Source organism: Chitinophaga sp. 05T412 (assembly GCF_056396465.1).
Map to the genome: position 1 here is coordinate 201,155 of NZ_JBFTLN010000003.1, position 23,424 is coordinate 224,578.

20 protein-coding genes are annotated in these 23,424 nt (G+C 43.8%); 10 read left to right on the forward strand and 10 right to left on the reverse strand.

Annotated features, from left to right (window positions below; all coding sequences use genetic code 11):
• The first annotated feature begins 20 nt into the window (after window positions 1-20).
• Window positions 21-1,436, forward strand: coding sequence for a RagB/SusD family nutrient uptake outer membrane protein (locus tag AC1DFM_RS08110; protein WP_477076206.1), 1,416 nt, complete (start codon window positions 21-23; stop codon window positions 1,434-1,436).
• Window positions 1,437-1,482: 46 nt separating this feature from the next.
• A complete protein-coding gene (locus tag AC1DFM_RS08115) occupies window positions 1,483-2,823 on the forward strand; it encodes a TlpA family protein disulfide reductase (protein WP_477076207.1) in 1,341 nt (446 codons plus the stop codon).
• 163 nt (window positions 2,824-2,986) lie between these two features.
• On the opposite strand, the gene AC1DFM_RS08120 is transcribed toward AC1DFM_RS08115, so the two are convergent.
• From AC1DFM_RS08120 to AC1DFM_RS08165, 10 genes are all read right to left on the reverse strand, one after another.
• The gene (locus tag AC1DFM_RS08120; protein WP_477076208.1) at window positions 2,987-3,223 is read right to left on the reverse strand and encodes a hypothetical protein; all 237 of its coding nucleotides are present in this window, start codon (window positions 3,221-3,223) and stop codon (window positions 2,987-2,989) included.
• Between the two features lie 336 nt (window positions 3,224-3,559).
• On the reverse strand, window positions 3,560-4,603 hold the full coding sequence (locus AC1DFM_RS08125) for a hypothetical protein (protein ID WP_477076209.1): 1,044 nt from the start codon (window positions 4,601-4,603) through the stop codon (window positions 3,560-3,562).
• A 71-nt stretch (window positions 4,604-4,674) separates the two neighbouring features.
• Entirely contained in the window at window positions 4,675-4,917 is a 243-nt protein-coding gene (locus AC1DFM_RS08130; protein ID WP_477076210.1) for a hypothetical protein, read from the reverse strand.
• Window positions 4,918-5,001: 84 nt separating this feature from the next.
• Window positions 5,002-5,469, reverse strand: a complete 468-nt coding sequence (locus AC1DFM_RS08135; protein WP_477076211.1) for a MauE/DoxX family redox-associated membrane protein — start codon at window positions 5,467-5,469, stop codon at window positions 5,002-5,004.
• 12 nt (window positions 5,470-5,481) lie between these two features.
• Window positions 5,482-8,211 carry a class III lanthionine synthetase LanKC N-terminal domain-containing protein gene (locus AC1DFM_RS08140; protein ID WP_477076212.1) on the reverse strand — a complete coding sequence of 910 codons (2,730 nt, stop codon included), beginning with the start codon at window positions 8,209-8,211 and terminating at the stop codon, window positions 5,482-5,484.
• Window positions 8,212-8,512: 301 nt separating this feature from the next.
• Window positions 8,513-9,556 carry a helix-turn-helix domain-containing protein gene (locus AC1DFM_RS08145; RefSeq protein ID WP_477076213.1) on the reverse strand — a complete coding sequence of 348 codons (1,044 nt, stop codon included), beginning with the start codon at window positions 9,554-9,556 and terminating at the stop codon, window positions 8,513-8,515.
• Window positions 9,557-9,768: 212 nt separating this feature from the next.
• Complete coding sequence (locus AC1DFM_RS08150) at window positions 9,769-10,140, reverse strand: VOC family protein (protein WP_477076214.1); 372 nt, start codon at window positions 10,138-10,140, stop codon at window positions 9,769-9,771.
• A gap of 76 nt (window positions 10,141-10,216) precedes the next feature.
• The gene (locus AC1DFM_RS08155) at window positions 10,217-11,011 is read right to left on the reverse strand and encodes a DUF6597 domain-containing transcriptional factor (RefSeq protein ID WP_477076215.1); all 795 of its coding nucleotides are present in this window, start codon (window positions 11,009-11,011) and stop codon (window positions 10,217-10,219) included.
• 18 nt (window positions 11,012-11,029) lie between these two features.
• Entirely contained in the window at window positions 11,030-12,628 is a 1,599-nt protein-coding gene (locus tag AC1DFM_RS08160; RefSeq protein ID WP_477076216.1) for a beta-N-acetylhexosaminidase, read from the reverse strand.
• A gap of 91 nt (window positions 12,629-12,719) precedes the next feature.
• A complete protein-coding gene (locus AC1DFM_RS08165) occupies window positions 12,720-13,835 on the reverse strand; it encodes a tetratricopeptide repeat protein (protein WP_477076217.1) in 1,116 nt (371 codons plus the stop codon).
• A 207-nt stretch (window positions 13,836-14,042) separates the two neighbouring features.
• Here AC1DFM_RS08165 and AC1DFM_RS08170 point away from each other — a divergent pair, with 207 nt between their 5' ends.
• The 8 genes from AC1DFM_RS08170 (at window position 14,043) to AC1DFM_RS08205 (ending at window position 23,420) form a co-directional block, all read left to right on the forward strand.
• Complete coding sequence (locus tag AC1DFM_RS08170; protein ID WP_477076218.1) at window positions 14,043-14,666, forward strand: START domain-containing protein; 624 nt, start codon at window positions 14,043-14,045, stop codon at window positions 14,664-14,666.
• A 2-nt stretch (window positions 14,667-14,668) separates the two neighbouring features.
• Window positions 14,669-15,475, forward strand: a complete 807-nt coding sequence (locus tag AC1DFM_RS08175; RefSeq protein ID WP_477076219.1) for an SDR family NAD(P)-dependent oxidoreductase — start codon at window positions 14,669-14,671, stop codon at window positions 15,473-15,475.
• A 5-nt stretch (window positions 15,476-15,480) separates the two neighbouring features.
• Window positions 15,481-16,455: an NAD-dependent epimerase/dehydratase family protein gene (locus tag AC1DFM_RS08180; protein ID WP_477076220.1), complete on the forward strand. Its 975-nt coding sequence runs from the start codon at window positions 15,481-15,483 to the stop codon at window positions 16,453-16,455.
• Between the two features lie 17 nt (window positions 16,456-16,472).
• The gene (locus AC1DFM_RS08185; RefSeq protein ID WP_477076221.1) at window positions 16,473-17,549 is read left to right on the forward strand and encodes a sensor histidine kinase; all 1,077 of its coding nucleotides are present in this window, start codon (window positions 16,473-16,475) and stop codon (window positions 17,547-17,549) included.
• Complete coding sequence (locus tag AC1DFM_RS08190) at window positions 17,546-18,304, forward strand: LytR/AlgR family response regulator transcription factor (RefSeq protein ID WP_477076222.1); 759 nt, start codon at window positions 17,546-17,548, stop codon at window positions 18,302-18,304. The genes AC1DFM_RS08185 and AC1DFM_RS08190 overlap by 4 nt, the downstream gene beginning before the upstream one ends.
• 116 nt (window positions 18,305-18,420) lie before the next feature.
• Window positions 18,421-18,972: an RNA polymerase sigma factor gene (locus tag AC1DFM_RS08195; RefSeq protein WP_477076223.1), complete on the forward strand. Its 552-nt coding sequence runs from the start codon at window positions 18,421-18,423 to the stop codon at window positions 18,970-18,972.
• Window positions 18,973-19,021: 49 nt separating this feature from the next.
• Window positions 19,022-19,975: a FecR family protein gene (locus AC1DFM_RS08200; protein ID WP_477076224.1), complete on the forward strand. Its 954-nt coding sequence runs from the start codon at window positions 19,022-19,024 to the stop codon at window positions 19,973-19,975.
• Between the two features lie 205 nt (window positions 19,976-20,180).
• Complete coding sequence (locus AC1DFM_RS08205; RefSeq protein WP_477076225.1) at window positions 20,181-23,420, forward strand: SusC/RagA family TonB-linked outer membrane protein; 3,240 nt, start codon at window positions 20,181-20,183, stop codon at window positions 23,418-23,420.
• Window positions 23,421-23,424: the final 4 nt, after the last annotated feature.

Genomic DNA, 23,424 nt, shown 5'->3' on the forward strand with positions numbered 1-23,424 from the left:
TAGCAGATAAAACAAATAACATGAAAATCAAAAGCAATATCACTTCTCCATTTCTTTCCACTGGGAGTTTCTTTAAATATATACTTGTTCTCTACACGACTTTCAGTGTATCAGCTTGCAAGAAATTAATTGAAATTGGTCCACCCATAGGGCAAATTATCCCCGAAAAAGTGTTTAACGATGAAAAGACTACAACATCCGCCGTAGCTGGTCTCTACGCGACTTTATCCTATTACGGCACCGCCGGTCTACCAGTTATAACCACTGGTTGCTCCTCTGATGAGCTAGTAGATTACACGGAATCCTACACAGATTTTTATACTAATTACATAAAAGTGGACGATGCCTGGAATGGTATTATCTGGAGTGACTACTATAATACTATCTACAGCGCTAATGCCATCCTCGAAGGAGTTAAAAACAGTACCACTTTAAGTGAGAATTTTAAAACTCAAATATCAGGAGAAGTCCTGTTTGTCCGTGCTTATTGCTATTTTAAGCTGATAAATATCTATGGAGATGCGCCACTGCTGACTACTACAAAAGTAACGGTAAATGCCACAGCTCCGAGAACATCAACAGCCAATATTTATACACAAATCATCAATGATTTGATAGAGGCACAGAGTAAACTATCTGATGCATATGTTACCACTGAGAGAGTCCGCGCAAATAAGTCTGCAGCAACCGCTCTGCTGGCAAGAGTATACTTATACAATAAAAATTGGGAAGACGCGGAAACGCAGGYAGCCAGTGTTATCAATAATCCTCAATACACTTTATGCACTGACCTTGATAGTGTATTTCTAGCCAACAATAATGAATCCATATTGCAGTTATGGATGCAAAGCGGGTACACAGATATCGGAGCCCAGTTTATCCCATCCTCCAGCCCATTACTTGCCTATAACCAGTCCTTTATCGACTCTCTGGAGCCAGGCGATAAGCGTCAGGAAAAATGGATCGACAGCCTGTTATACAGTGGTGTTACCTACTACTATCCTTATAAATACAAATTAAATATGACCGATAATACCCGCACGGAGTATTTCGTGGTACTACGACTGGCAGAAATGTACCTGGTACGAGCCGAAGCAAGAATCAACAACAACAAAATAGCTGACGGAATAAAGGATTTAAATACATTGAGAGATAGGGCCAGACAAGCACCCAGTTCCACTATTCCTAACCCCCTACCTGCCTTACCGTTAAATCTCAGCCTGAGCAGCGCGTTGGCGGCAGTAGCCAGGGAGCGAAAGGTGGAACTTTCAACAGAAGAATGTCACCGCTGGTTTGACCTGAAAAGAACGGGAAAACTGAATAGCATCAGCCCGCAAAAGCCAGCCACCTGGCGTGCTAATGTTGGGGTTTACCCTATTCCGCTCGTAGAAATAAGTGCTAATCCAACATTAGTACAAAACCCAGGATACAACTGAGGATTCTTAATAAAAGGTAATCATTCACACACAATAAAAAAATCCGATGAAAAAAAAGATTGTCATTGTTTTTCTACTTTTTCAAAGCGCTCTATATGCACAGCCTAAAATACATGTACCATTAGGAATAGGCAACAAAATGCCAGACATGTCATTAGGTAAAATTCTCAATTACAGGAATACGGAAATTAACTACGCTGATCTGAGAGGTAAGCTGGTTATATTTGATTTTTGGGCTACATGGTGCTCTCCCTGCATTAATACATTGAAGACACTGGATTCCCTACAAAAGGAATATGGCGACAAAATCGCCATTATAGCTGTAAACAGTCAGCTGTCTACGGGGGAAAATGCCGAAACGGTAAAAAAATTCATCCAACAAAATTCTTGGTTTCAATTACCCTGCATTGTCGAAGATGTTAAATTGAATGCCTTATTTCCCCATAGAATGATTCCCCACGATATCTGGATTACACCAGACGGAATTATTAAAGCTATTACCGGAGGCGAAGAAATTAATAGGGACAACATCGAGAAGTTGCTTCGTGATCCGGCATACCAATTGGCGGAAAAAGTGGACAATATGGATTTTGACAGTGAGAAACCTTTTCTAGTAAATGGAAATGGAGGCACTGCCGATAACTTTATCTACCGAGTCATTTTTACAAAAGAGATACCTGGTATATCCAGCTTTAGAAAAACAGACGTTAATAATGAAAATAATATCACAAATTTCTTGTCGTCCAACTGCGATGCACTTACACTTTTCTATCCCGTTTTATCCATGGGTCGAACTCCCAATGCCTTCGACCCTAACTACATCTATATCGAATCCGGCGATAGTTGTCACCAGCTTACAACAGAAGAATCGGATAAGATACTTCAGAAAAACCAAATGTATTGCTACAATGCTACATTACCAGGAAACATCTCCGATAGCTTATTTTTTAGAAAGTATTACCTGGACGACCTGAACAAATGTCTTAAATGGAAGGGAAGAATCGAAAAAAAGAAAGTACCTGCATATGAAGTAATACGAATAAAAAAAAATACGGATGAACTATTATTAACGAAAACGGGCACCACAATGCGTTCCGATTTCAGCAAAAATCATGAAGTGCTAGTGGATGTTAGAAATACACCATTTACGGATGTAATAGATAAACTCCGTTGGTTTCCCTCTCCCCTTCCAATTATCAATAACACCGGATATAGTAGCGAAAGGGTAGATATGGACCTCAACTTGAAGTGGGAGCTTGATGGTGCGTTAAAAAAGCCGCTGGATTATAAGGTTGTCCGTAACATACTCAACCGATATGGATTAGACATAATTAAAATACCGAGTGGTCTCGCGGAAGTACTCGTTTTATCTAATGTTGACAATTAAGAAATAACAGCGCAACGCCCGAATATTTTCCCATCGAGTTATCACTTTACCCTTGCCTGGTACTAATATATTAGCTCTAAGTACTCATCAAGATATATCAATAAGTGCATTAGGGCTAATGTATTAGTTTTTTAATCTATAAAAAAATCAATTAAACGTTAGTTCACGGATAGGATGTCAACTTGACCTGCCCCGTGCGTTCGCCAGTATTAAAATATTGAACTGCACAAATCGTACGATTACCTGCCTGACAAAATAGCATCACCTCGCCCAGTGAACGCACGTGGTGAATATTTACTGTTGTCCAATATGTCATGGAATTGGAAGCTTTTACGGCAAAAGCATGAACGACTCCCAATAAAAGTGAAATAGCTGTAACGCTGATATATATTTTATTCATACAGAAAATATTAATGTTTCTAAAAATTTCTCAGACAACTCATTGATTAAGAAGATCACGCCACTTAAGCACAATCCTTCCCGTTGGTTGGGGTTCGTCGAAGGCAAAAATATATTGAACTGCACAAAGCGTGTTGCCTCCCAAGCATTTATGCCTTATTGAGAGATACGTAGCCATATTGTGATAGTATGCTGTTGTCCAAAATGTTGGAAAATAGGAAGCTTTTACAGTAAAAGCATGAACGAGTCCCAATAGAAGCGAAATGGCTGTAACACTGATACGTATTTTATTCATACAATAAAAAAGTTAGTGTTTTTAAAAATTATCGACCCCTCATTAATTAAGAAATTCCAATGAACGAACAATCGCTTCATCCTTGTAAATGGCAATAAATAACCTATCAACAACGAGCATATTACTGATATATTTGTGGTCCGGCCGGTGTATATAGAAACTTCCTTTGTATATTAAAGTAGTTAGATCATAGACATCAATAACAGCGTTTTTGCTAAAGGATTGCTCCTCTTCATTGTCGGCTTTCACTAATGAATTAACGAAAAGAAATTTACTGCTGATACATGTTAAATGATTAATTCGCTTGGATGGCCCAAGATTCGAGTAGGTATTTTTACCTATCAGGCCCACTCTCATGAGTGGCAATGCAAATGTATCAATTGTATGTAATGTCTTAACAATATTAAGACTTGTATCAAACAAGATTATTTTATTCCCAAAAATGAAAGTATAATTAAAAATCCCCGCATCTTTTTGGTAATGAAGATTTCCACCAGCAACTAACCCTCCATCCCCATATGGTGTATACAGCGTTTTCTCTGTAACTGGCGATGAGTATCTGATATCACGCAAGCTAAATATCTGATCTTTTGTTTTAAAATCAAGTTGACGAAATAAAAACTTGTTGGCCGATACCGGACAAAAATTAGTAAAAGCTGTTCCTGATTTATAATATACATCTACCTGACGGGTATATATATTACAACKAATAATTGCCGGAATGTTATAGGCACAAAAATATATCCAAGGTACATCAAACCTGGAAAAAAAGTCACTTCCAATGCTATCTTTCAGACTGTGGGAAAAAGGAAATCGAATCTCACTTTTTATTTCAAATTTACTATTCGTCATTATCACCTTTCCCAACTCCTCTGTTGAAAAGAAAGCTGTATCTGATGTAACACCAATGAAATCACTCACTCCCTCCGGTAAAATCTGCCGCTGCGTTGTGCCTTGGTCCTTATCTATAAATGTTCTCTGAAAGTGATTGGCATTTTTATTTGGCCGGTCTGCACTAAACCACAAAAAAGAAACAATCAAAACAGACAATGCTAGTAGTGATAAGCTATACAGGAAAATCTTCATGCTGGGTATACATTTAAATCCAAGACTCCTCAATGCATATTGAGGAGTCTTTTAAAAACTAATACTTCAACTCAATTAACTGGTTTAGTTTTAAATGCAACTTTACCAGTACGGGTTCCAAGTGCAGTGTACTGAATAGCGCAAATAGTACCAGTACCTTTACATGTTGCAATTACCTTAGCAGTATTTACAACACTATGGTTTACAACAGTTGTCCAGAAAGTACCAGCAGCACGAGTTGTTTTAGAAGCAAATGCACTTGCAAAACCAACCAGCAAAGCGAGAGCGGTAATACCTAATGATACTTTTTTCATATAGCATAATGCTTTTATAATATCAAAAAGCAATAAAAACTAAAACGATAAAATGATAAAATGCCTACTTTTTTCTACAGGTGTTCAGCGACTTCCCTGTTTACTACGTAATAAAATATTTAGACCCAATGACTGGTTCCCTTTATAATGTGAGGATTGAAGTATAATACCTAACAAAGAGGCCGCTACAAAGAAAATATTGAAAACAAGATGCTGCTTCCAAGTCAACTGGGCTAACACTCCTCCACATGAGCAAGGAAGATCATAGCTAAAGTGGAGCATGGCATAGATGTAAACAGTAAACAAAGTCATTAGAAAAAACGAAACGTAAAGCCCAGCCTGCTGAGTACGATTAAATAACAGGAGTACTACCGTTAAGTATTCCAGCAAAGGAATCCCCCATGAAATGGGAACTGCGTAATGTTCTATTAGTGGTGACTTTCCCAGTTGTGAAACAAAAGTATGATACTCAACCAGCTTACTGGTTGCTGCATAGGAAAACAATAAAATTAACAATGAAGCAATCAGCTGCGTGATATTCCGCTTATTCATATTGGGTAAGTATTAATGAGGTAATAGAATAAAACCGACGTCATCAGATTTCCTATAATGCATTAGAAAATAAATCAAACCGCTGCAGCCTTGCAACAAATCAGCATTGGGATACTTGGGATTATCGATCAGCCAATAATTGCCATCACTACGCTGATAAACTGTATGTAACAGTACCTCTGCTATCCAGGTTGCCCGTTGCTTCCAAACCTCGTCTTCAAAAACCCGGTACGCCTCCAGGTAAACCTCTCCCAATCCTGCCATTCCATTACCAACCATTAATTCAGGTAATATACCATTTGATGGAAATACAGATAATGCTTCCTCTGCCATTTTTCTATAAACAACATCTCTGGTAATTTCGTACGCCTTGATAAAAACAAATGCCACTCCATAAAGCCCATTTTCCAGTACATAACTTACTTCCTTATTTACCGTCGACTTATACCAATATGTCTTCCCATCTTTATTGCAAGCTTTCTTTTTCAGCCAGTTTAACCCTTTCAGCGCAGCATTAAGCGCCAAAGTATTTCCATAAAGCCGATGATACTCCAGTAAAAACCAAACAATTCCTGCAGTTCCGGCAGATAGTCCGGTCATCTTTTCTCTTTTGGATTTCGGATCAGGCAAAGTGGAGAACCAAGCTCCATCGTCTGACTGGTTTCTTAGAATAAACTGAATATAGGTATCAAAGAGTCCTGTAACAAAATCCGAATCCAGATGAGAGGCGCACTGTAACAAAGCAAGACCTTGCCCTGCTGCCCCTGAGTCTATATCACAACCCACTGGTTTCTTTTCCAGACATCCTTTCAAATAGGCAAGATGCTCTTTATCTGCGGGGAGTATCCCTACATCCAACAGTGCATTTATTGCTATTGCAATACCTGCAGATCCTCTATACAAGCCTGGAGGCAGTTCAGGCAAAATGTTCAAAAAATGCTGTTGTAAATACTCCCAGTTACACCTTAGGACCTCCAAACAGGGTGTAATATCAAATCCGCTCTTCTGCGCTATTGCCAATAAATAAAGGGGACCACTGATACCCTCACGGATTCCCATATAATAAGCCCGCTGACCCCGGCCATTTCCCACATTGGCACTTTCATCGATGTAAGTAGATGACCAGACCCCATCAATAGTAAGCATTAAAGGKCTAGACAATCCGTTTAAAGCGCCATTAATGACATCGTCATAGTTAAGCGTATTATCTTCATATTCAGATGAGTCAGATATCATCGGCTCTGACTTCAAACCTGTTAAAACTTCATTTATTTCCTTCAAAGAAATTCTTTCCAACGGATTCTCCTTCAAACAACCGTACAAACACGAAGCAAGCCGCTGATTCCTTGTAAAAAAGAGCATGTTTCTATACAAGGAAGTAGCATCTTCCCAATCAAAGGTAGACGGTCTGAACCCTGTGAATAAAGCCTGTAATAATGTTCCCAGACTAAATATGTCCTGTTCAAAAGTAGGCAACGCTGAAATAGACTGCTCGGGCGACATACTCCCAGGGGTTCCCAATCTAAAAACCGGATCTGGTATTGCTTTATGGATATTGTAAGCAAGCTCCATATCAATCAGAAATACCTTCCCCTGCTTATCCACCAGAAAATTAGCCACAGTAATATCCCGATGTATATATCCCCTGTTATGAAGTGCTATAAGTACTTCTATAATCTGTAGTAAATAATCAATAATTTTCAACTTCACTTCAACACTCAAACCTATCCAGCTATTTCCACCAAACAACATTGACTGAATTTTATCTAATGTCAGGCCATCTATAAATTCCATTACTAAATAGCTGTCATTATTGTAAGAGAAATAATCTATAATGCCAGGCAATGGCAGATCCCTACTCAGATCTGTATGCAGTTCAAACTGCCAGCTAATTCTATCAACCATATCCCGGCCCACCTCGTCGGAACACATTCCCATTTTACCTTCCTTTATGATGCACCAACGTGGATTAAACCACTGGCTAATATTGATACTTTTTATTACCCGTCCTTTTATATCAGGCTTTATAAAAATATATGGCAGGTATTTCCTCTTAAAGATTTTCTGGATCTTTGGCACCACTGGTTTTGCTAATTCCGCAAAAGGCCAGTTAATTTGTTTAGGCAATACAAAAGGAATGTTATAGGGATCTTTAACTACCTGCCCATCTTCCTCATACATATAATTGTCCACCTGGCCAGTGGCATCCGCCAACATATCTGTTCTAAACCCTCCATAACGCACATATAATACAGCCCCCAAGTGGATATCAGTAGGTACAGCTGGCCCCTTAAAAGAGGCCGTCAGTGTAATGAGCTGACGCGCCAACTGCAGCGCAGCGCTATCATTATCTATATAAATTGTTATCACTTTTCCAAGTCGCTCATACCCCCAACCTCCATCCATCAATTGGTCTTTTGTTATTTCATCTGCAGGTATCTTATATGATAACTTATACTCCACCAAAAACGGATACACCGTTTCAAACAATTTCAAAAACTGCACTTTTATCACCGATAAATGAAATATCCAGCCCTTCACCTTCTCCGGCACACCTACTCTGAGGAAAAATTCGTCTCTTTCATAAGCAATACCATTCATTTCCAGTAATTCCGAGTAGTCTATGATACCGTCAGGTATCAAAAGCAAAGGCTTTCTGCTGGAACCATGATTATCATTCCGCTCTTGCGTGATTACTTCATGCTGATTATTCATATTAAAATCTGATTTTTCATTAGACATGCAACTCCTTCACGCCAATCATTACAGACATTGACGCAGGTATGATCATTGCCATCATGGCAAAACAATCAACTTATTTATATCAGAACAGGAAATACAATGCTATCAGACCAGTAGCTGGCCTATTAATCTTTTCATTGGCATAAACACGTTATTTCGAGGATGCTATAAATATTTAGCAGGTAAAAATTGATGATTTAAAATCGGGTTCTATGGGATTAAACTCCGTGCTTTCGTTTCTTCTCTTACAAATATCAAAACTTAATTTTAAAATAATGTTCAAAAACGCGAATATAAAAACCTACAATATTTCACCTTTATCTGTTTTTCTCCCTTCTCCCCTTTGTCTGTACTCTCTGGGAGAACAATGCTGAATTTTACGAAACACAAAAGAGAAATAATTCGTCCCGGCAAAACCAACATGGTAGGCAATCGCCGTAATCGGCATGTCGCTATTTTTCAGTAGGTCTGCGGCAAGTTTTACGCGCAGCTGCTCTATATATTCTTTGGCCTTAACACCGAAACTGGCCTTAAATCCTTTCTCAAAACTACGTAGGTTCATGCCTGCTTTACGGCTCAGGAACTGCATTTTGAGCGGCAGGTGATAGTTTTCCTGTATAAATTTTTCGATCTCTTTAAATCGTTCCTGCTGATCTTCTACCCTCAGACGGCCCTTATCACTGGTTTCCAGCGATGCGAAGTAACTCACCAACAGGTCATTTATCCTTGCCTGCAGGAATATCTGTTTGGCCGGGCCGGTTAGATTACTGTTCTGGATGGCATCCAGGATCTTACGTTCTTCTATGCCGATTTTAAACACCGGTAGCACGTTGGCGGCAGTTACCTGCTGCTCCTGTGCAGCATACAATTCCTGGAAGTTAATATGCTGCCCTGCAAACGATTCCAGAAATGAGGCCGAAAACGAAAAGTAAACGGTATGATGTTCTTCTTCGGTCAGGAACATGTTACCAGAGAGATGGGGCGGGATATAATAAAATCCATACTTCCCCTTCGGTAACGTAAAGTTACCATAGCCTGGCAGTTCATATGCCGCCTTTCCTTTCAGCGTACATACCAATGCTACCATCGGTTTGCTGGCGGAGAAATTCAGCGTTACCGGATGCCGGATGGAGAAATTCAACCATCCCATTACCCAATGAAGGCTGCGTACTTCCTGGGTAGCAAAACAACCAAATCCTCCTTCTGTATAGGTTACAAATGCACCTCTTAAAGCGTTATGCTGGTAGTGCATAGGTAACAAAGGTGAGGATTCGGTCGTTGCTTCAGACTTGGTTGATAATAAAAATTTTATTGTCGCAGGATAGTCACCAATAATCATTTTCATAGTAAATTTAGTGGGTTAGACAAACAGCACGCAGTTGGCACAGGTGCGTTTCCCGGGTCAAATGCGCTACAGTGTTGCAACGCATTCTTGTAAATTAATTTGCTATACTGCGGCTATATGGCGATAATAAAAACTTAACATTGGACCTCCGGGAATAAAAAATGCTGGCCTTAAGGCCAGCATGTCTGTAAAACACTTTATTTGCAAATACTTTATACGGCAGTAATCCACCAGGTATTACCAAACGGATCTTTTACGCCACTGGAACGGCCGTACGACTGATCCGTCACCGGCATCACTACCGTAGCACCTGCATCCAATGCTTTTTGAAAAGTAACATCTGCATCTTCTACATAAATATACAATCCTGCATTTTCTGTGGCCCAGGTATCACTGCTTTGCCCAAACATAATGGTAGCGTCGCCAATCCGGATCTCTCCATGTCGCAATGTACGCTGATCTTCCTGGTAACCGCGGTAACGCTCTTCCGCATCAAATACTGCTTTGGTGAAGTCGAAAAATGCCACTGCATTTTGCAGTATCAGATAAGGTATCACGCGCTGATGTCCTTCGGGTAGTTTCATAATAACATAATTTTAAGGTGATATTGCCACACAAAGATGAGAAAGGTCACTATCTTAAAATTGGAAAAAACCGACATTATTCTCTCCACGCAGTGGCTGCAGAGCGACCAGAGAAAAACTGTTTGGGGTGCAATCCGGAGAAGGATTTAAAGTCGCTGATAAAATGCGACTGGTCATAATACCCGCACTCCAGCGCAATACTACCCAAACTCAGGTCATCACGCTTATAAAAAGAAGTAGCCGCCTGAAAACGGATAATACGCGAAAACAACCGGGGCGTTAAACCTGCATACTGTTTAAACTGCCGCTCAAATTGCCGCTCCGAAAGATAATATTGTTTCGATAACTCCGTAATGCTAATCGCTGGTTTATGATGAATAATATCCCGGATAGCTGCAAAAACCGGCGGCTCCACATCATATCGGCGAGCCATCCGTTGCTCGGTAAAACGGCAAATAATACGGCAACGTTCCGCATGACTCTTCGCTTCCGCGATCGCTGTTTCTAACTGCATACCCGCGCTTTTCAACAAATAACTCAGCTCCACAGCCGTATTCGTCAGCTCAGAAGCAGGCATCGAAAAAAGTAAGGGAATCGCCTGCGGATAAAAATATACCCCGAAAATACCGAAGCCGGCATCAATGGTATACTTACGCAACACATGCGTAACACCATGCAAACCCGCCGTGAAAGAAGAGCTCCGGCGACCGTTGTTTTCTATCTCATCGAAACATCCACGGTAGTGAAACAACATCTCCACACAGGCATCCGCCATGTTATGATGCGTATACCCCATCTCACCCTCCATGACCCAGAAAAACCGGATCACATGTGCCAGGTGCGGCGGCGGTGGAAGTGTTGCGTAGTGCATACCTAAATTTACAACCTTTTAGTCAATATAATCCGTACGCCCCTGCCCGGATTCGGTATGCTTTTCCGGTGCAAAAAAATCAAAGTAATAGAGGCCGTCTTTTGCGTAGAGTACCTGCTGCGCTTTCAACCGATCTTTAAACCCATTGAAGTTCCGCTGCCCCGGTGCTGTCCACGCGGTTTCCGCTACTGCCGCAATACGGGGGAATAAGAGGAAATCCAGGCGTTGGTTACTATGTACCGTCTCCGTCCATACACAAGCCTGTACACCGAGTATCAACGACTCATGTCCCGCTACAGCGGGAAGATGAGCGGTCGAAAAATTATATACAGCCGATAAATTATTCAACTCTCCATCCTTCCAGCGACGCCCGATTTTATGCGTGCTATCTTGTACAAAGTCCAGGTAGAAAGGCAACCGCGGGCATAATACCACGGAGTATCCTTTCTGTAACGCCATCGCCAGGCTCTCTGGTTTATCCTGCCGCCACCAGCACACAATGGTGCGGTCGGCTGGTAGGTTACTGGTAGCTATTTCATCCCAGGCTAATACGCGGTTATGTAATGCCAATACGGTATCGGCCATACGCTGAATAAAATAATCCTCTACCTGCTTACGCGTTTGCAAGCCATGAGCGGCCTTTAACCGTATTACACCACTATCCGTATCCCATCCGGCGTTGCCGAAAGTCACTTCATCACCACCAATATGTATCATCTTTGCTGGAAAAAGTTGAGCCGTTTCCGTTAGGATGTCTGCCAGATATTGATACGTACCTTCTTTACCCGGATTAAAAGTAAATTGTGGATAGTGTGCAGTACCTCCGCCGTCAAACGCCGGATAGGCGCGGTTTGCCGCAGCTGCATGTCCCGGCATATCTATTTCCGGAATCACCACAATGCTACGCGCCTGTGCATACGCCACTATTTCCCRGATATCGTCCTGCGTATAGTATGCCGCCGGCGCCTTCGGATCTTTGATGTTTCCGATGCTGCCCACCGTTGTTAATAAGGGATATTTCTTTATTTCCAGTCGCCAGCCAGGCACATCAGTGAGATGCCAGTGGAAACGGTTTAACTTATAAAACGCCATCCAGTTGAGTATGGATTTTACTTTCTCTTTACCAAAAAAGAAACGCGACTCATCCAACATTACACCACGCCAGCCATATTGAGGGGCATCACTGATATTCCAGCAGGGAACCGCCAGTGTTTTACCTGCCGGCGCTGCCGTAGTAAGTTGCAACAGAGAGATAACACCGTTGAACATTCCCTCCCGCTGCCCCGCTGTGATGACTGCTGTGCCGGGGTTCATCGTAAGCGTATAGGCTTCTGCGTTATCATCCGTTTTTTCATTTTTTAGCAAGATGGACCCCCTTTTGTTATCACCGCCTACGGATACACGCAGCTGATACCTCCGCCACAGTTCTTCCTGCAGATACATGGCCACTGGGCGCAGCGCAGGATCTGCCACCTGGATAGTGGTATGCGCGTTCATCACAAACGTGCCTGTACCTGGCGTAGCCTTCACCGGCAGCGGTATAACCGGACAAGACTGCCGGGCAGCCAGTGATGATACCATAAAAGAGAAAATAATCAATAACGGGTAACGCTTCATATGTTGCACTGTTTTTTAAAACCTTCTGCTATAAACAAGTTCGCCACGCCAGGATTCAGCGTGGCGTGGCGAACAAAATAATAAATTATACTCAGTACTTCGCCATATTAAATTTATTCTCTGCCGTAATGGTAAGATGATGTTCAGAGAACCAATCCGCAAAACGTTGCCATTTGTCGTTATTCGCCAACTCCCAATGATTGAACGCCACTTTATCGCCTTCTTTTAACAGCCAGTAGTTATAGGCTTCCAAATGTCCGGCAGCCTTCAGCTCCCGTTGAAAATCAAATAAAACAACCGGTGTTTTCTGCTGATTACCCAACTGTTCATATACCTGAAGAAAACGCTCACGGGTATGGTTCAGTGAAGCCAGGTCAACACTGTGCTCTCCTGCCAGCGCAACGGCCAACGTAGGCTCATAAATGGAAGTACCAAAAGGCTTTTTCGCCCCCGTTAACGCCTTTAACAATGCTTCGGGACCCGCATCAGGGTTCACCACCACGTTAACTACCTTGTTCTTCGAAAAGCTCACGGCAATGCCCGTATCTCCGGAAAACGTAATCTGTGATTTATAAGTATCAAACAATAACTTGCTTATTTCCACGGTACGAGCCGTATTCGGCTCCAGGTTCATGAATATCTCCCCATACATCATTCCCCATACCTTCTCGTCTGTAGCCAAACAAAACAGGATGGTCGCCCGGTAATAGTTCGAAGGAAACATAGGTGCCACTTCTATTCCTTTCTCAAAAAAATTTAATGCTTTATTGTAATCCTTTACTTTCATCTCCATCACACCCCGCTCCAGATACAGGTTACCTGCTTCAGGAAACGCTTTGATCCCCTCATCATAAGTTTTAATCGCCTGCTTTGGATCTCCGGAATCATCATAAGTATTCCCTAACAGCTGGTATACATTAGGCCCGAGATTTTTATCATCTGTTAATTTCTTTAACAAATTACGGGCGGCCTTGTAATCCTTCATCATATACAATGCATAACATTTTTCATAACGGATATTGTTGTTATCCGGGTCCAGCTTCAACGCTTCATCCAGCAAAGGAATGGATTCCGCCAGCTGACCGTTATCCATCAGCTTTATAGCCGCATCTACTTTTTCTTTGGCTTTATCTGCATTTGTCTGAGCACTGGCTTGCATCACACCAATAATGCCACAAAGGAGGAACAGGGAAAGGTATCGCTTCATATATAGGTATTTAAATTAAGAGCAAAAAGCGTAAAGCAGAAAGCAAAAAGCTATTGCCCCGGAGATATTCGCGAAAATAGCTTTTTGCTTTCTGCTTTACGCTTTTTGCTTCTTTTTTCTACAGGTCAATACCCTTATCCCACAACTCAGCGGAAAATCGTTTGCCATCAACGCATCTAGCCGCACTTTTGCTTTAAATCATTCTGTATGCAAAGCTTACCTGTTTTATTGCTCAGCAGCGCACTCTTTTTCAATTCCTTGTTCGCCGATACCAGCGAGTTTAAGCTGGTAAAGCAAAACAAGGCGATCACGCTGTATGAACGGTGGATTCCGGGAGCCGGTGGTGAAAATGTAAGGGAAATAAAAGCGGTATTTCTTGTAAAAGCCGGCGTACCTGCGGTCATTGGTCTCTTTAAGGACCAATCCCGTGGGATGCAATGGAACACCAATGCCAGCGATTATAAAATTGCCTCCCAGGCAGACGAACAACATTGGATCACTTATATCCGGTATAATATCCCCTGGCCCATGGACGACCAGGACTGCTGCCTGCTGTACCAGTACCACAACCTATCCGGTGCTACCAATGCTGCGGAGGTGATCTTCGAAAGTACGGCCGACAGCCGCTTTCCCCTACCGGATAAAACCACCCGCATTACGGGTACCCGGGGCAAATGGATCATGGAACCAGCCACAGGCGGACAAATAAAAATCACCTATATGGTGACCACCGACCGAAGCAAAAAAGTACCCCGCTGGGTATCCGATCCAATTATTCACGATAACCTGTTCAAAACAATGACCCGGTTTAAAGACCTGTTAGAAAAATAATCATGATGTCAACAACTGCTTATACACTGATTACAGGCGCCAGCTCCGGCCTTGGCAAAGAATTCGCCATCCAATGCGCCAGAAAGGGCATGAATATTATTCTCATCGCCCTGCCTGGAGGCAACCTCGGCTCCATTGCACACAACCTGGAACTGGAATACCAGGTGAGCGTAAAAGTATTTGAATTCGACCTGTCCGATAGTGAGATACTAAAGCAACAACTCCATATCATCACGGAGCAATATGCCATTAACTTTCTCATTAACAACGCCGGCGTGGGTGGCACTTCTTCCATCACCCATACCTCACTGAAACGGATAGACGATATTATTATGCTCAATGTAAGAGGCACCGTATTGCTCACGCACCTGCTGATTCCTCACCTGTTGAAGCACTCCCAGAGCTATATCATGAACATCKCCAGCATGGCGGCTTTTACGCCCATTGCCTATAAAACTGTTTATCCGGCCTCCAAAGCATTCATCTCCTCTTTCTTTCTCGGACTGAAAGAAGAACTGACCGGCACGGGATTATCTGTCAGCGTAGTATACCCTGGTCCTATTATGACCAATTCCCACACCTCCCGCCGCATTATCAGCCAGGGACGTAAGGGGAAAATGGGGCTGCTGCCTACCCCCGAAATTGCCCGGATTGCCCTCAAAGGCACACTGGCCAAACAACCGGTGATCATCCCCGGACTGATGAACCGGATCAATCACCTGCTCATGCAGCTATTGCCACTATCCCTGAAAATGAGGATCGTGTCGCGGGAAGTAAAGAAAGAAATACCATTTGCATTATCTGTTTAAGACATATGAAAAAAGTACTGATTACCGGCGCCAACGGCTTCCTTGGCTCCAACCTCACCCGGGAATTATATCGACTGGGATATGACATCCGGATCATCGTGCGGCCTAATGCCGATCTGACAGGTATTGCCGATATCCCCTGCGAAGTGTTCTTTGGTCTGATCGACAATATCCAGCATGTGCTCAATGCCGTTAAAGGCTGTGATATTGTGATCCATGCAGCCTGTATCACAGAGCAATGGGGCATTTCCTTCGACGAATATGAAAAAGTAAATTTCATTTCCACCCAACATATCACGGCGGCCTGCCTGGCTCACCAGGTAAAACAGTTTATTTATGTAAGCACCGCCAATACCATTGGTCCGGGTAACAAACAAAATCCCGGCAATGAACTCAACGGATTTACCTTGTTCAACGCCAACTCCGGTTACATCAACAGTAAATACCTCGCCCAGCAATATGTGCTGGAACAGGTAGCCGCCAAACAATTACCGGCGGTAGTAGTCAACCCTACTTTCATGATAGGCCCCAACGATGTAAAGCCCAGCTCCGGAAAGCTCATCCTCTACGGCCTGAAACACCGGCTGCTGTTCTATCCCCCCGGTGGAAAAAATTTCGTACATATCAAGGATGTATGCCGGGGTATTATCAATGCCATCGAAAAAGGCAAAACAGGCGATTGCTACCTGCTGGCAGGTCAAAACCTCACCTATGGCGAGTTTTTCAGACTATTGAGAAAGATCTCGGGCAAACGGCAACTACAAATCCGAATCCCCAGGTTCGTGCTGAAATTTGCCGGTATGATCGGGTCATTGCCGGGTATCTCCGGAAAACTAAATTACAGCACCGCCTATATGCTATGCCTGGATAATTACTATTCCGGTAAAAAGTCAGAGCGGGAGCTACAATTGGAATATACCCCGGTAGAAACCGCCGTGTCCGGCGCATTCGCGTGGTTTAAGGAAAATAACTACATTTAGTATCATACAAACGCGGAATGAATTTTCAGGGAAACGAAAAATTATTTTCAAGCAAAGTATTTCTGTATCTGTCCAGGATACTGATTCTGTACACTTTCAGTACCATCTTCAAATCCTTTGATCATACCTTCACCACAGGGTTACAGATGATGGATTTAAGAGGACAGGTGTTCAGCATTTTCTATGTTATATTCGGGCTGATTGCCTGGGAAGGCGCCACCTGGCTGGCCCGGACCGTAGAGAAAAAAACACAGCAACGGAAACCTGCCAGTCGCCTGGTATTCCTCTGCAGCAGCCAGGTAGGCTACGGCATGCTGGTGGCCTTCCTTTTCGGCTTCTGCTATGGTGTGGCCGACATCGTACTGTTTCACCGCTATGAAGCCTGGGAAAGCTTCCGCCACTTCAGCTACGACCTGAACTTCGGTATCTTCATGTTCTACCTGCTGATACTAACGTTCAACGGTATTATTTTTTACTATTCAGAATGGAAAGAATACCAGCTGCAAACCGAGCGACTGATGCGCGAAAATATCCAGGCCCGCTATGATGCACTGCGGAACCAGATAGATCCGCATTTCTTTTTCAATTCACTCAGCGTACTCACCAACCTGGTGTACAAAAGCCCGGATCTTTCGGCCGACTATATCACACAACTTGCCAAAACCTATCGGTATATATTAGACAAGAAATTTGAAAACCTGGTACCGGTACAAACGGAACTGGACTTCCTCGATTCCTATTTATTCCTTATACGCATCCGCCACCAGCAAAGCATTCAGTTTGTGAGCGACATTTCAGAAAAAGTAAGAACAAAGGGAATGATACCACCGGTAACCCTGCAAATGCTTATAGAAAACGCGATCAAACATAACCGCTTTTCTGCACAAGACCCGCTGCTGATCACCATCAAAAGCGAAGGAAACGCATTGATCATATCCAATCATATCCGGCCTAAAGTCAGCCCCGAAATATCTTCCGGGATAGGCCTGGAAAATATTCAGAAACGATATGCGCTGATCAGCAACTGCAACCTGGAAATTTATCAGGAAAATGAATTATTCATTGTAAAACTACCCATTATTACAGCGTCATGAAAGTAGTAATTTTTGAAGATGAGATGCACAATGCCGAACGGCTTACACAGTTATTGCACAAGTGTAATCCCAACACGGAAGTAGTAGCGGTGATTGAATCAGTAGAAGAAGGACTGAAATGGCTGGAACAAAAACAGCCGGTCGACCTCATGTTGATGGATATACAATTGTCAGATGGCAACTGCTTTGAACTATTCAATAAAACGAAAGTCCGCACACCCATTATTTTCACCACGGCCTATGATGGCTTTGCCCTGCAGGCATTCAAAGTTAATAGCATCGACTATTTAATGAAGCCTATTGACCCGGAAGAATTGCGGAATGCTTTAAAAAAATATGAACAGTTCAGACCTGCTAATAACTATACCATAGATATCAGTAAACTGGCAGAAGAGTTCCTGCGCCGCGACAGCACCCGTTTTATTGGCCGCATCAACAACCAGCTCATTTATGTAAAAGCAAAAGATATTGCCTGGCTGCAATTTGCAAAAGGTACTACCTGGGCCACCACTAACAGCAATCAGCGCGTACCACTGGACTATTCCCTGGACCAGATAGAAAAGCTACTGGATAAGAATCAGTTCTTTCGTATTAACCGGCAATTTATTATCCATATAGATGCCATCAAGAAAATCACCACTTACTACAATAGTAGATTAATTCTTCAATTAGCACCCGATGTTGATACTGATGTTATTATTAGCCGTGAAAGGGTTACGGAATTCAAAAGCTGGCTCGAAGGAGCAGAAAGCTGAAAGCAGAAAGCAAAAAGGTATTTTCGCGTAGATTTCCGGGGAAATAGCTTTTTGCTTTCTGCCTTTTGCTTTCAGCTTTCTTGCTTTGAAATAATTTTTTTTCGTATAATTAAGGGATGACAACGGATGCATTCCCATATACCAGTGCAGAAATCACCGAGGCGCTGCATAACCAGGATGTACCCATTTTCCGGCAATTATATAATACCTACAGCGAAGAATTATACCTGTTAGCATATCGCTGGGTAAAAGATAGCAGCCTGGCTAAAGACATGGTACACAACCTTTTCGTCCACCTATGGGAGAAGGGCCCTCAAATTATTATCACCGGCCATATCCGGCATTATCTTTATCGTGCTATTACCAACCAGGCAATCAATGAGTTAAAGAAAAGAAAAAGACAGGTAGGGGAAGATGTATTACAATTTCAGGCCGATCCTTCTTCGTTCTATGAAACCGCCGATTATATACTGCTGCAACAGGAAATACTACGACACCTGGATACGCTGCCACCCCGCTGCCGCGAAATATTTATCCTGAGCCGCATACAACACCTGGAACCCGCCGAAATAGCCAACAAACTKAATATCACCCTCAATACGGTGTATTATCAGCTATCGACGGCCCTTAAATCACTCCGTCATCTACTCCCTGGAAAAAAAATTTAACCAGGCATCAAAGTTTACCCTTGCTGAGATGTCTTGATAGTATACGCATATGGAAAATGAGCTAAACAATATCGTCATCGAATATCTGCAGGACCCGGATAATGCCGCCAAAGCACTTGCGTTGGAAGAATGGCTGGATGCCGCACCGCATCACCCGCAACTGTTTCACGCCATCAAAAAGGCATGGGACGCTTCCAGGGATCTGCCGCAACCATTCGACCGCAACACCGGCTGGGAAGCACTATCCAGTCAGCTGGCCCTCCCTGATACGCCGCCAAAAGCGAAAACATTTTCCATTCACCGTAAATGGTGGTGGGCCGCCGCCGTGGCATTACCACTGCTGGCATTCACGGGCTATCGCTACTTCAGTACTCCGGCGGAGGAATGGAGCACCTACCTCGCAAAAGGAAACGATACCGATAGCCTGGTACTCCCCGATGGCTCTGAGATAGCCTTAAAGGCAGGCACAGAGCTGCGTTACCGCAGCCGTGAAGTACAGATGATCAAAGGAGAGGCCTTCTTTAAAATCACGAAAGACGAACAACAACGCTTTAGTATACAAGTTCCAAACGCCACTATCCGCGTATTGGGCACCTCCTTTAATGTAAAAACAACCGGCAGCTATAGCGATGTAGCCGTATGGGATGGCAAAGTAAGCGTTACCGGTAATGGGCAGCCTGTTACCTTAACCGCTGGCAACCTCGCGGTAGTGGAAAATGACAATGGTACCGTAAAAAAGCCGGACGGCAACTACGCATGGCGCTGCGGATGGGGCAACCACGACCTCTCCTTCAGCGACCAGGAAGTAGCCCTGGTGCTGCAAACAGTAGCCGCCTACTATCACGCGGATTTGCAGGTAACGGACAAGGATATACTAAAAAACAAGATCACCGTTCGCTTCAACCGCGTACCACTAAGCGAAGCATTACTGGTACTGTCGGAAATGCTGGACCTGACCACCACGCATACCAATGATTCAACTTATATATTTCAACATAAATAAACACCAGTCACATTTTTTGAACCGTTGAAAGTTTAAAACCAGGATCTAAAACGCTATTCACAAACACGTTAACATCATAAAACACGCAGCCAACGCTGCCTGGCATTGTATTGCCTATATTCCACCTTCGGATACAGCTGGTCCGGCAGGGAGAGGTATGCCCGCAAAGCAATGCCCTATATCACTAAAATCTCAAAAGAAAGCAATGAAACTMATTCCCTGTATTTCACTGATCCTCATAATCATGTGTACGGCCCTGCTCAGCAACGGGCAGGATAAAAACAGCGCGCTCGCTAAAAGGGTTTCTGTTAATATCACAGACAAACCCGTTCCTGAAATTCTATCGCTGATAGAAAAACAGGCAGGTGTATTGTTCGCTTATCCTAACCAGGTAATCACCAAAAATAAGTTTACCATCCATGAGCAAAATGCTTCTATCAGCAGCCTGCTGCAACAACTGTTTCCAGCAGCGCAGTTCACCATTAAAGCCATCGGTACACAGATTATTATCAAACAAACGGCTGGTACCAGCGCTCCGGTAGCCGATACCGCCGCACCACAGAAAATCATTGAAATGAATGCCGTGGTAGTCACCGCCCTCGGTATTGGCCGCCAGCAACGTTCGTTAGGCTACGCCTTCACCGATGTAAAAGGCAGCGACTTAACCACTGCCCGTCAAACCAATGCTATTCAATCCCTCAGCGGCCGTGTAGCCGGACTGGATATAAACACCACCAACAGCGGTGTTGGCGCCTCCGTGAAAGTAACCCTGCGCGGCGTAAAAGTAATTGGCGGCGACAATCAACCCCTGTATGTAATTGATGGTATTCCCGCCAACAACTCCTCTCCCGGACAAGCGGATAAATTTGGCGGATATGATTTGGGAGATGGCTCTTCTATCATCAACCCCGACGAAGTAGCCACCATCTCTGTGTTGAAAGGTGGCGCGGCCACTGCGCTGTATGGGAGTCGCGCGGCCAACGGCGTGATCCTCATCACCACCAAAAAAGGCAGTCGCAAAGGACTGGAGCTGGAAATCACATCCAATGCCGTGCTGGAAAGATTAAACAGCAGCTACGACTTCCAGGAAGAATATGGCAGCGGCAGAGATGGACTCCTCCCCCGCAACCTCGATGCCGCCAAAGGCACCGCCCAGGCCAGCTGGGGGCCTAAATTCAACAAGGATAGCATGGTGTGGATCTGGAACGGCACCCAACAACCTTATGTGAAAGCACAAAACGCTATTCAACATTTCTTCCGCGAAGGATTGACGCTCACCAACTCCGTCGCTATTTCGTCCGGTGGAGAAAATACCCAACTGCGCTTCACTTATACCAACATCCGGAACAATGATATTGTACCCAGCAGCGGATTACAACGTCATAACTTCGCGTTACGCGGTACTTCCCAGCTCACCAGCAAATTCAGCATAGACGCCAAACTTGCCTATGTAAATGAAAACGTAGACAACCGCCCCGCCCTCTCCGATAACCCTAACAACATCGGATATGTGCTGAGTGGCATCGCGCCCAACATCGATATCAACTGGTTGAAAACGTATAAAGATCCAATCACCGGCAGCTATATCAACTGGAACAATAATAACTACCAGGTGAACCCTTATTGGGCAATCAACGAACAGCCCAACAACAGTAAACAAGACCGCCTCAATGGCTTTGTACAACTGAAATACCAGCTGCTGCCTACCCTTTCCATACAGGCCCGCACCGGTACCGACTACTCTAAATTTGGCTTCCGTGAATTCATGGAACTCACGACCCCTTTTAACTCCACCGGCGCCCTCAATTTAAAAGACCGCGTATTCCAGGAAACCAACACCGAATTGCTCCTCAACTACGGCAAGCAGGTACGTAAATTCTGGATCGGTGCTAACCTCGGTACCAACCGCATGGACTACCACGAAAATGTACTGAATACTTCCGGCAGAGACATCAGCGTGAAAGGCGTACAAAGCATTAATAACTTCCAGACCAAAGTAAGCAATGAACTGATTAACCGCAAAAGGATCAACTCTGTATATGGCGCGATCAACCTCGCCTACGAAAATTATTTATACCTGGATATCACGGGGCGTAACGACTGGTCGTCCACGCTGGCGGCCAACAACAACTCTTTCTTCTATCCATCTGTCAGCACCAGCTTTGTATTTTCTGAGCTGCTGCCTAAAAGTAACTTCCTGAACTTTGGTAAAGTGCGTTTCTCTGTGGCGCAAACGGGCACAGATGCCATTGAACCCTATCAGTTGAAGCTTACCTATGGCAGCAACCCGGATATCCCGCTGGTGGGCGGCTATGCGATTGGTGGCGTAGCGGTAGACAAAGTTCCTTTCAAAGATCTCAAACCAAGTATCAGCAAATCGTATGAAGCAGGGATGAACCTCATTTTGTTGAATAACCGCGTGAACCTGGATGTGGCCTGGTACCAGTCCAACACCCGCAATCAAATTCTGAATGCGCCCATTTCCTCTACCAGCGGCTATCCCAGCGCGGTGATCAACTCCGGTAATATCCGCAACAGAGGCATTGAAGCCACCTTGCTGGTAAAACCAATTGTTTCCAAAAATTTCAATTGGGATGTGAATATGAACTTCGCCCGCAATCGTAATAAAATCCTGGAACTGAGTCCGCTGGTATCCGGCTTCTATACGCTGGCTTCCGCACGCTGGGCCAATGCCTCTATTGTAGCGAAAGAAGGAGAAGAATACGGCATCATTGTAGGCCGCCAATTCCTCCGCAACCCTGCCGGACAATTAATACTGGATGCCAACAACCTGCCACAATATGATCCTACCGACGCCAAACTGGGCAACGGACAATACGACTGGATCGGTGGTGTTACCAACCGCTTTACCTGGAAAAATATTTCGTTAAACATCTTACTGGATATTAAACAAGGGGGTAGTATTTATTCCATGACTAACCTCCTCGCCTATGCGAACGGACGGCAGAAAGGTACCCTCGAAGGCCGCGAAGGCTGGACATTATCAGAAGCCGCCAGGGTGGCCGCAGGACAAACACCCGCACAATGGAAAGCCACCGGTGGCCTGCCCATCAAAGGCGTACAACCCGATGGCGTAGATGGTAGCAACAACCCCAAATACAAAGACGTAGATGCATTTGTAAATCCACAGGCTTACTGGCAACGGGTAACCGACAACATTCCGGAGCCTTTTATTTATGATGCCTCCTTCGTGAAAATCAGGCAGCTAAACATCGACTATAATTTCCCCAAATCAATACTGGGCAATGGTATTCTTCGGGAACTGTCCGTATCGCTGGTGGCCAGAAATCTTTTCACTATTAGCAAACATATACCCAACGTAGATCCTGAAAGCAGCTACAATAACAGCAATGGCCAGGGATTTGAATATGGATCACTGCCTACCCGGAGATCTTATGGTATCAATGTTTTTGCAAAATTCTAAATCA

What these genes read in the sequence shown, in the direction of transcription:
- AC1DFM_RS08115 (WP_477076207.1), top strand. Translation starts at nt 1,483, where the DNA reads ATGAAAAAAAAGATTGTCATTGTTTTTCTACTTTTTCAAAGCGCTCTA.
- AC1DFM_RS08120 (WP_477076208.1), bottom strand. Translation starts at nt 3,223, where the DNA reads ATGAATAAAATATATATCAGCGTTACAGCTATTTCACTTTTATTGGGA.
- AC1DFM_RS08130 (WP_477076210.1), bottom strand. Translation starts at nt 4,917, where the DNA reads ATGAAAAAAGTATCATTAGGTATTACCGCTCTCGCTTTGCTGGTTGGT.
- AC1DFM_RS08135 (WP_477076211.1), bottom strand. Translation starts at nt 5,469, where the DNA reads ATGAATAAGCGGAATATCACGCAGCTGATTGCTTCATTGTTAATTTTA.
- AC1DFM_RS08145 (WP_477076213.1), bottom strand. Translation starts at nt 9,556, where the DNA reads ATGAAAATGATTATTGGTGACTATCCTGCGACAATAAAATTTTTATTA.
- AC1DFM_RS08150 (WP_477076214.1), bottom strand. Translation starts at nt 10,140, where the DNA reads ATGAAACTACCCGAAGGACATCAGCGCGTGATACCTTATCTGATACTG.
- AC1DFM_RS08155 (WP_477076215.1), bottom strand. Translation starts at nt 11,011, where the DNA reads ATGCACTACGCAACACTTCCACCGCCGCCGCACCTGGCACATGTGATC.
- AC1DFM_RS08165 (WP_477076217.1), bottom strand. Translation starts at nt 13,835, where the DNA reads ATGAAGCGATACCTTTCCCTGTTCCTCCTTTGTGGCATTATTGGTGTG.
- AC1DFM_RS08170 (WP_477076218.1), top strand. Translation starts at nt 14,043, where the DNA reads ATGCAAAGCTTACCTGTTTTATTGCTCAGCAGCGCACTCTTTTTCAAT.
- AC1DFM_RS08180 (WP_477076220.1), top strand. Translation starts at nt 15,481, where the DNA reads ATGAAAAAAGTACTGATTACCGGCGCCAACGGCTTCCTTGGCTCCAAC.
- AC1DFM_RS08185 (WP_477076221.1), top strand. Translation starts at nt 16,473, where the DNA reads ATGAATTTTCAGGGAAACGAAAAATTATTTTCAAGCAAAGTATTTCTG.
- AC1DFM_RS08190 (WP_477076222.1), top strand. Translation starts at nt 17,546, where the DNA reads ATGAAAGTAGTAATTTTTGAAGATGAGATGCACAATGCCGAACGGCTT.
- AC1DFM_RS08200 (WP_477076224.1), top strand. Translation starts at nt 19,022, where the DNA reads ATGGAAAATGAGCTAAACAATATCGTCATCGAATATCTGCAGGACCCG.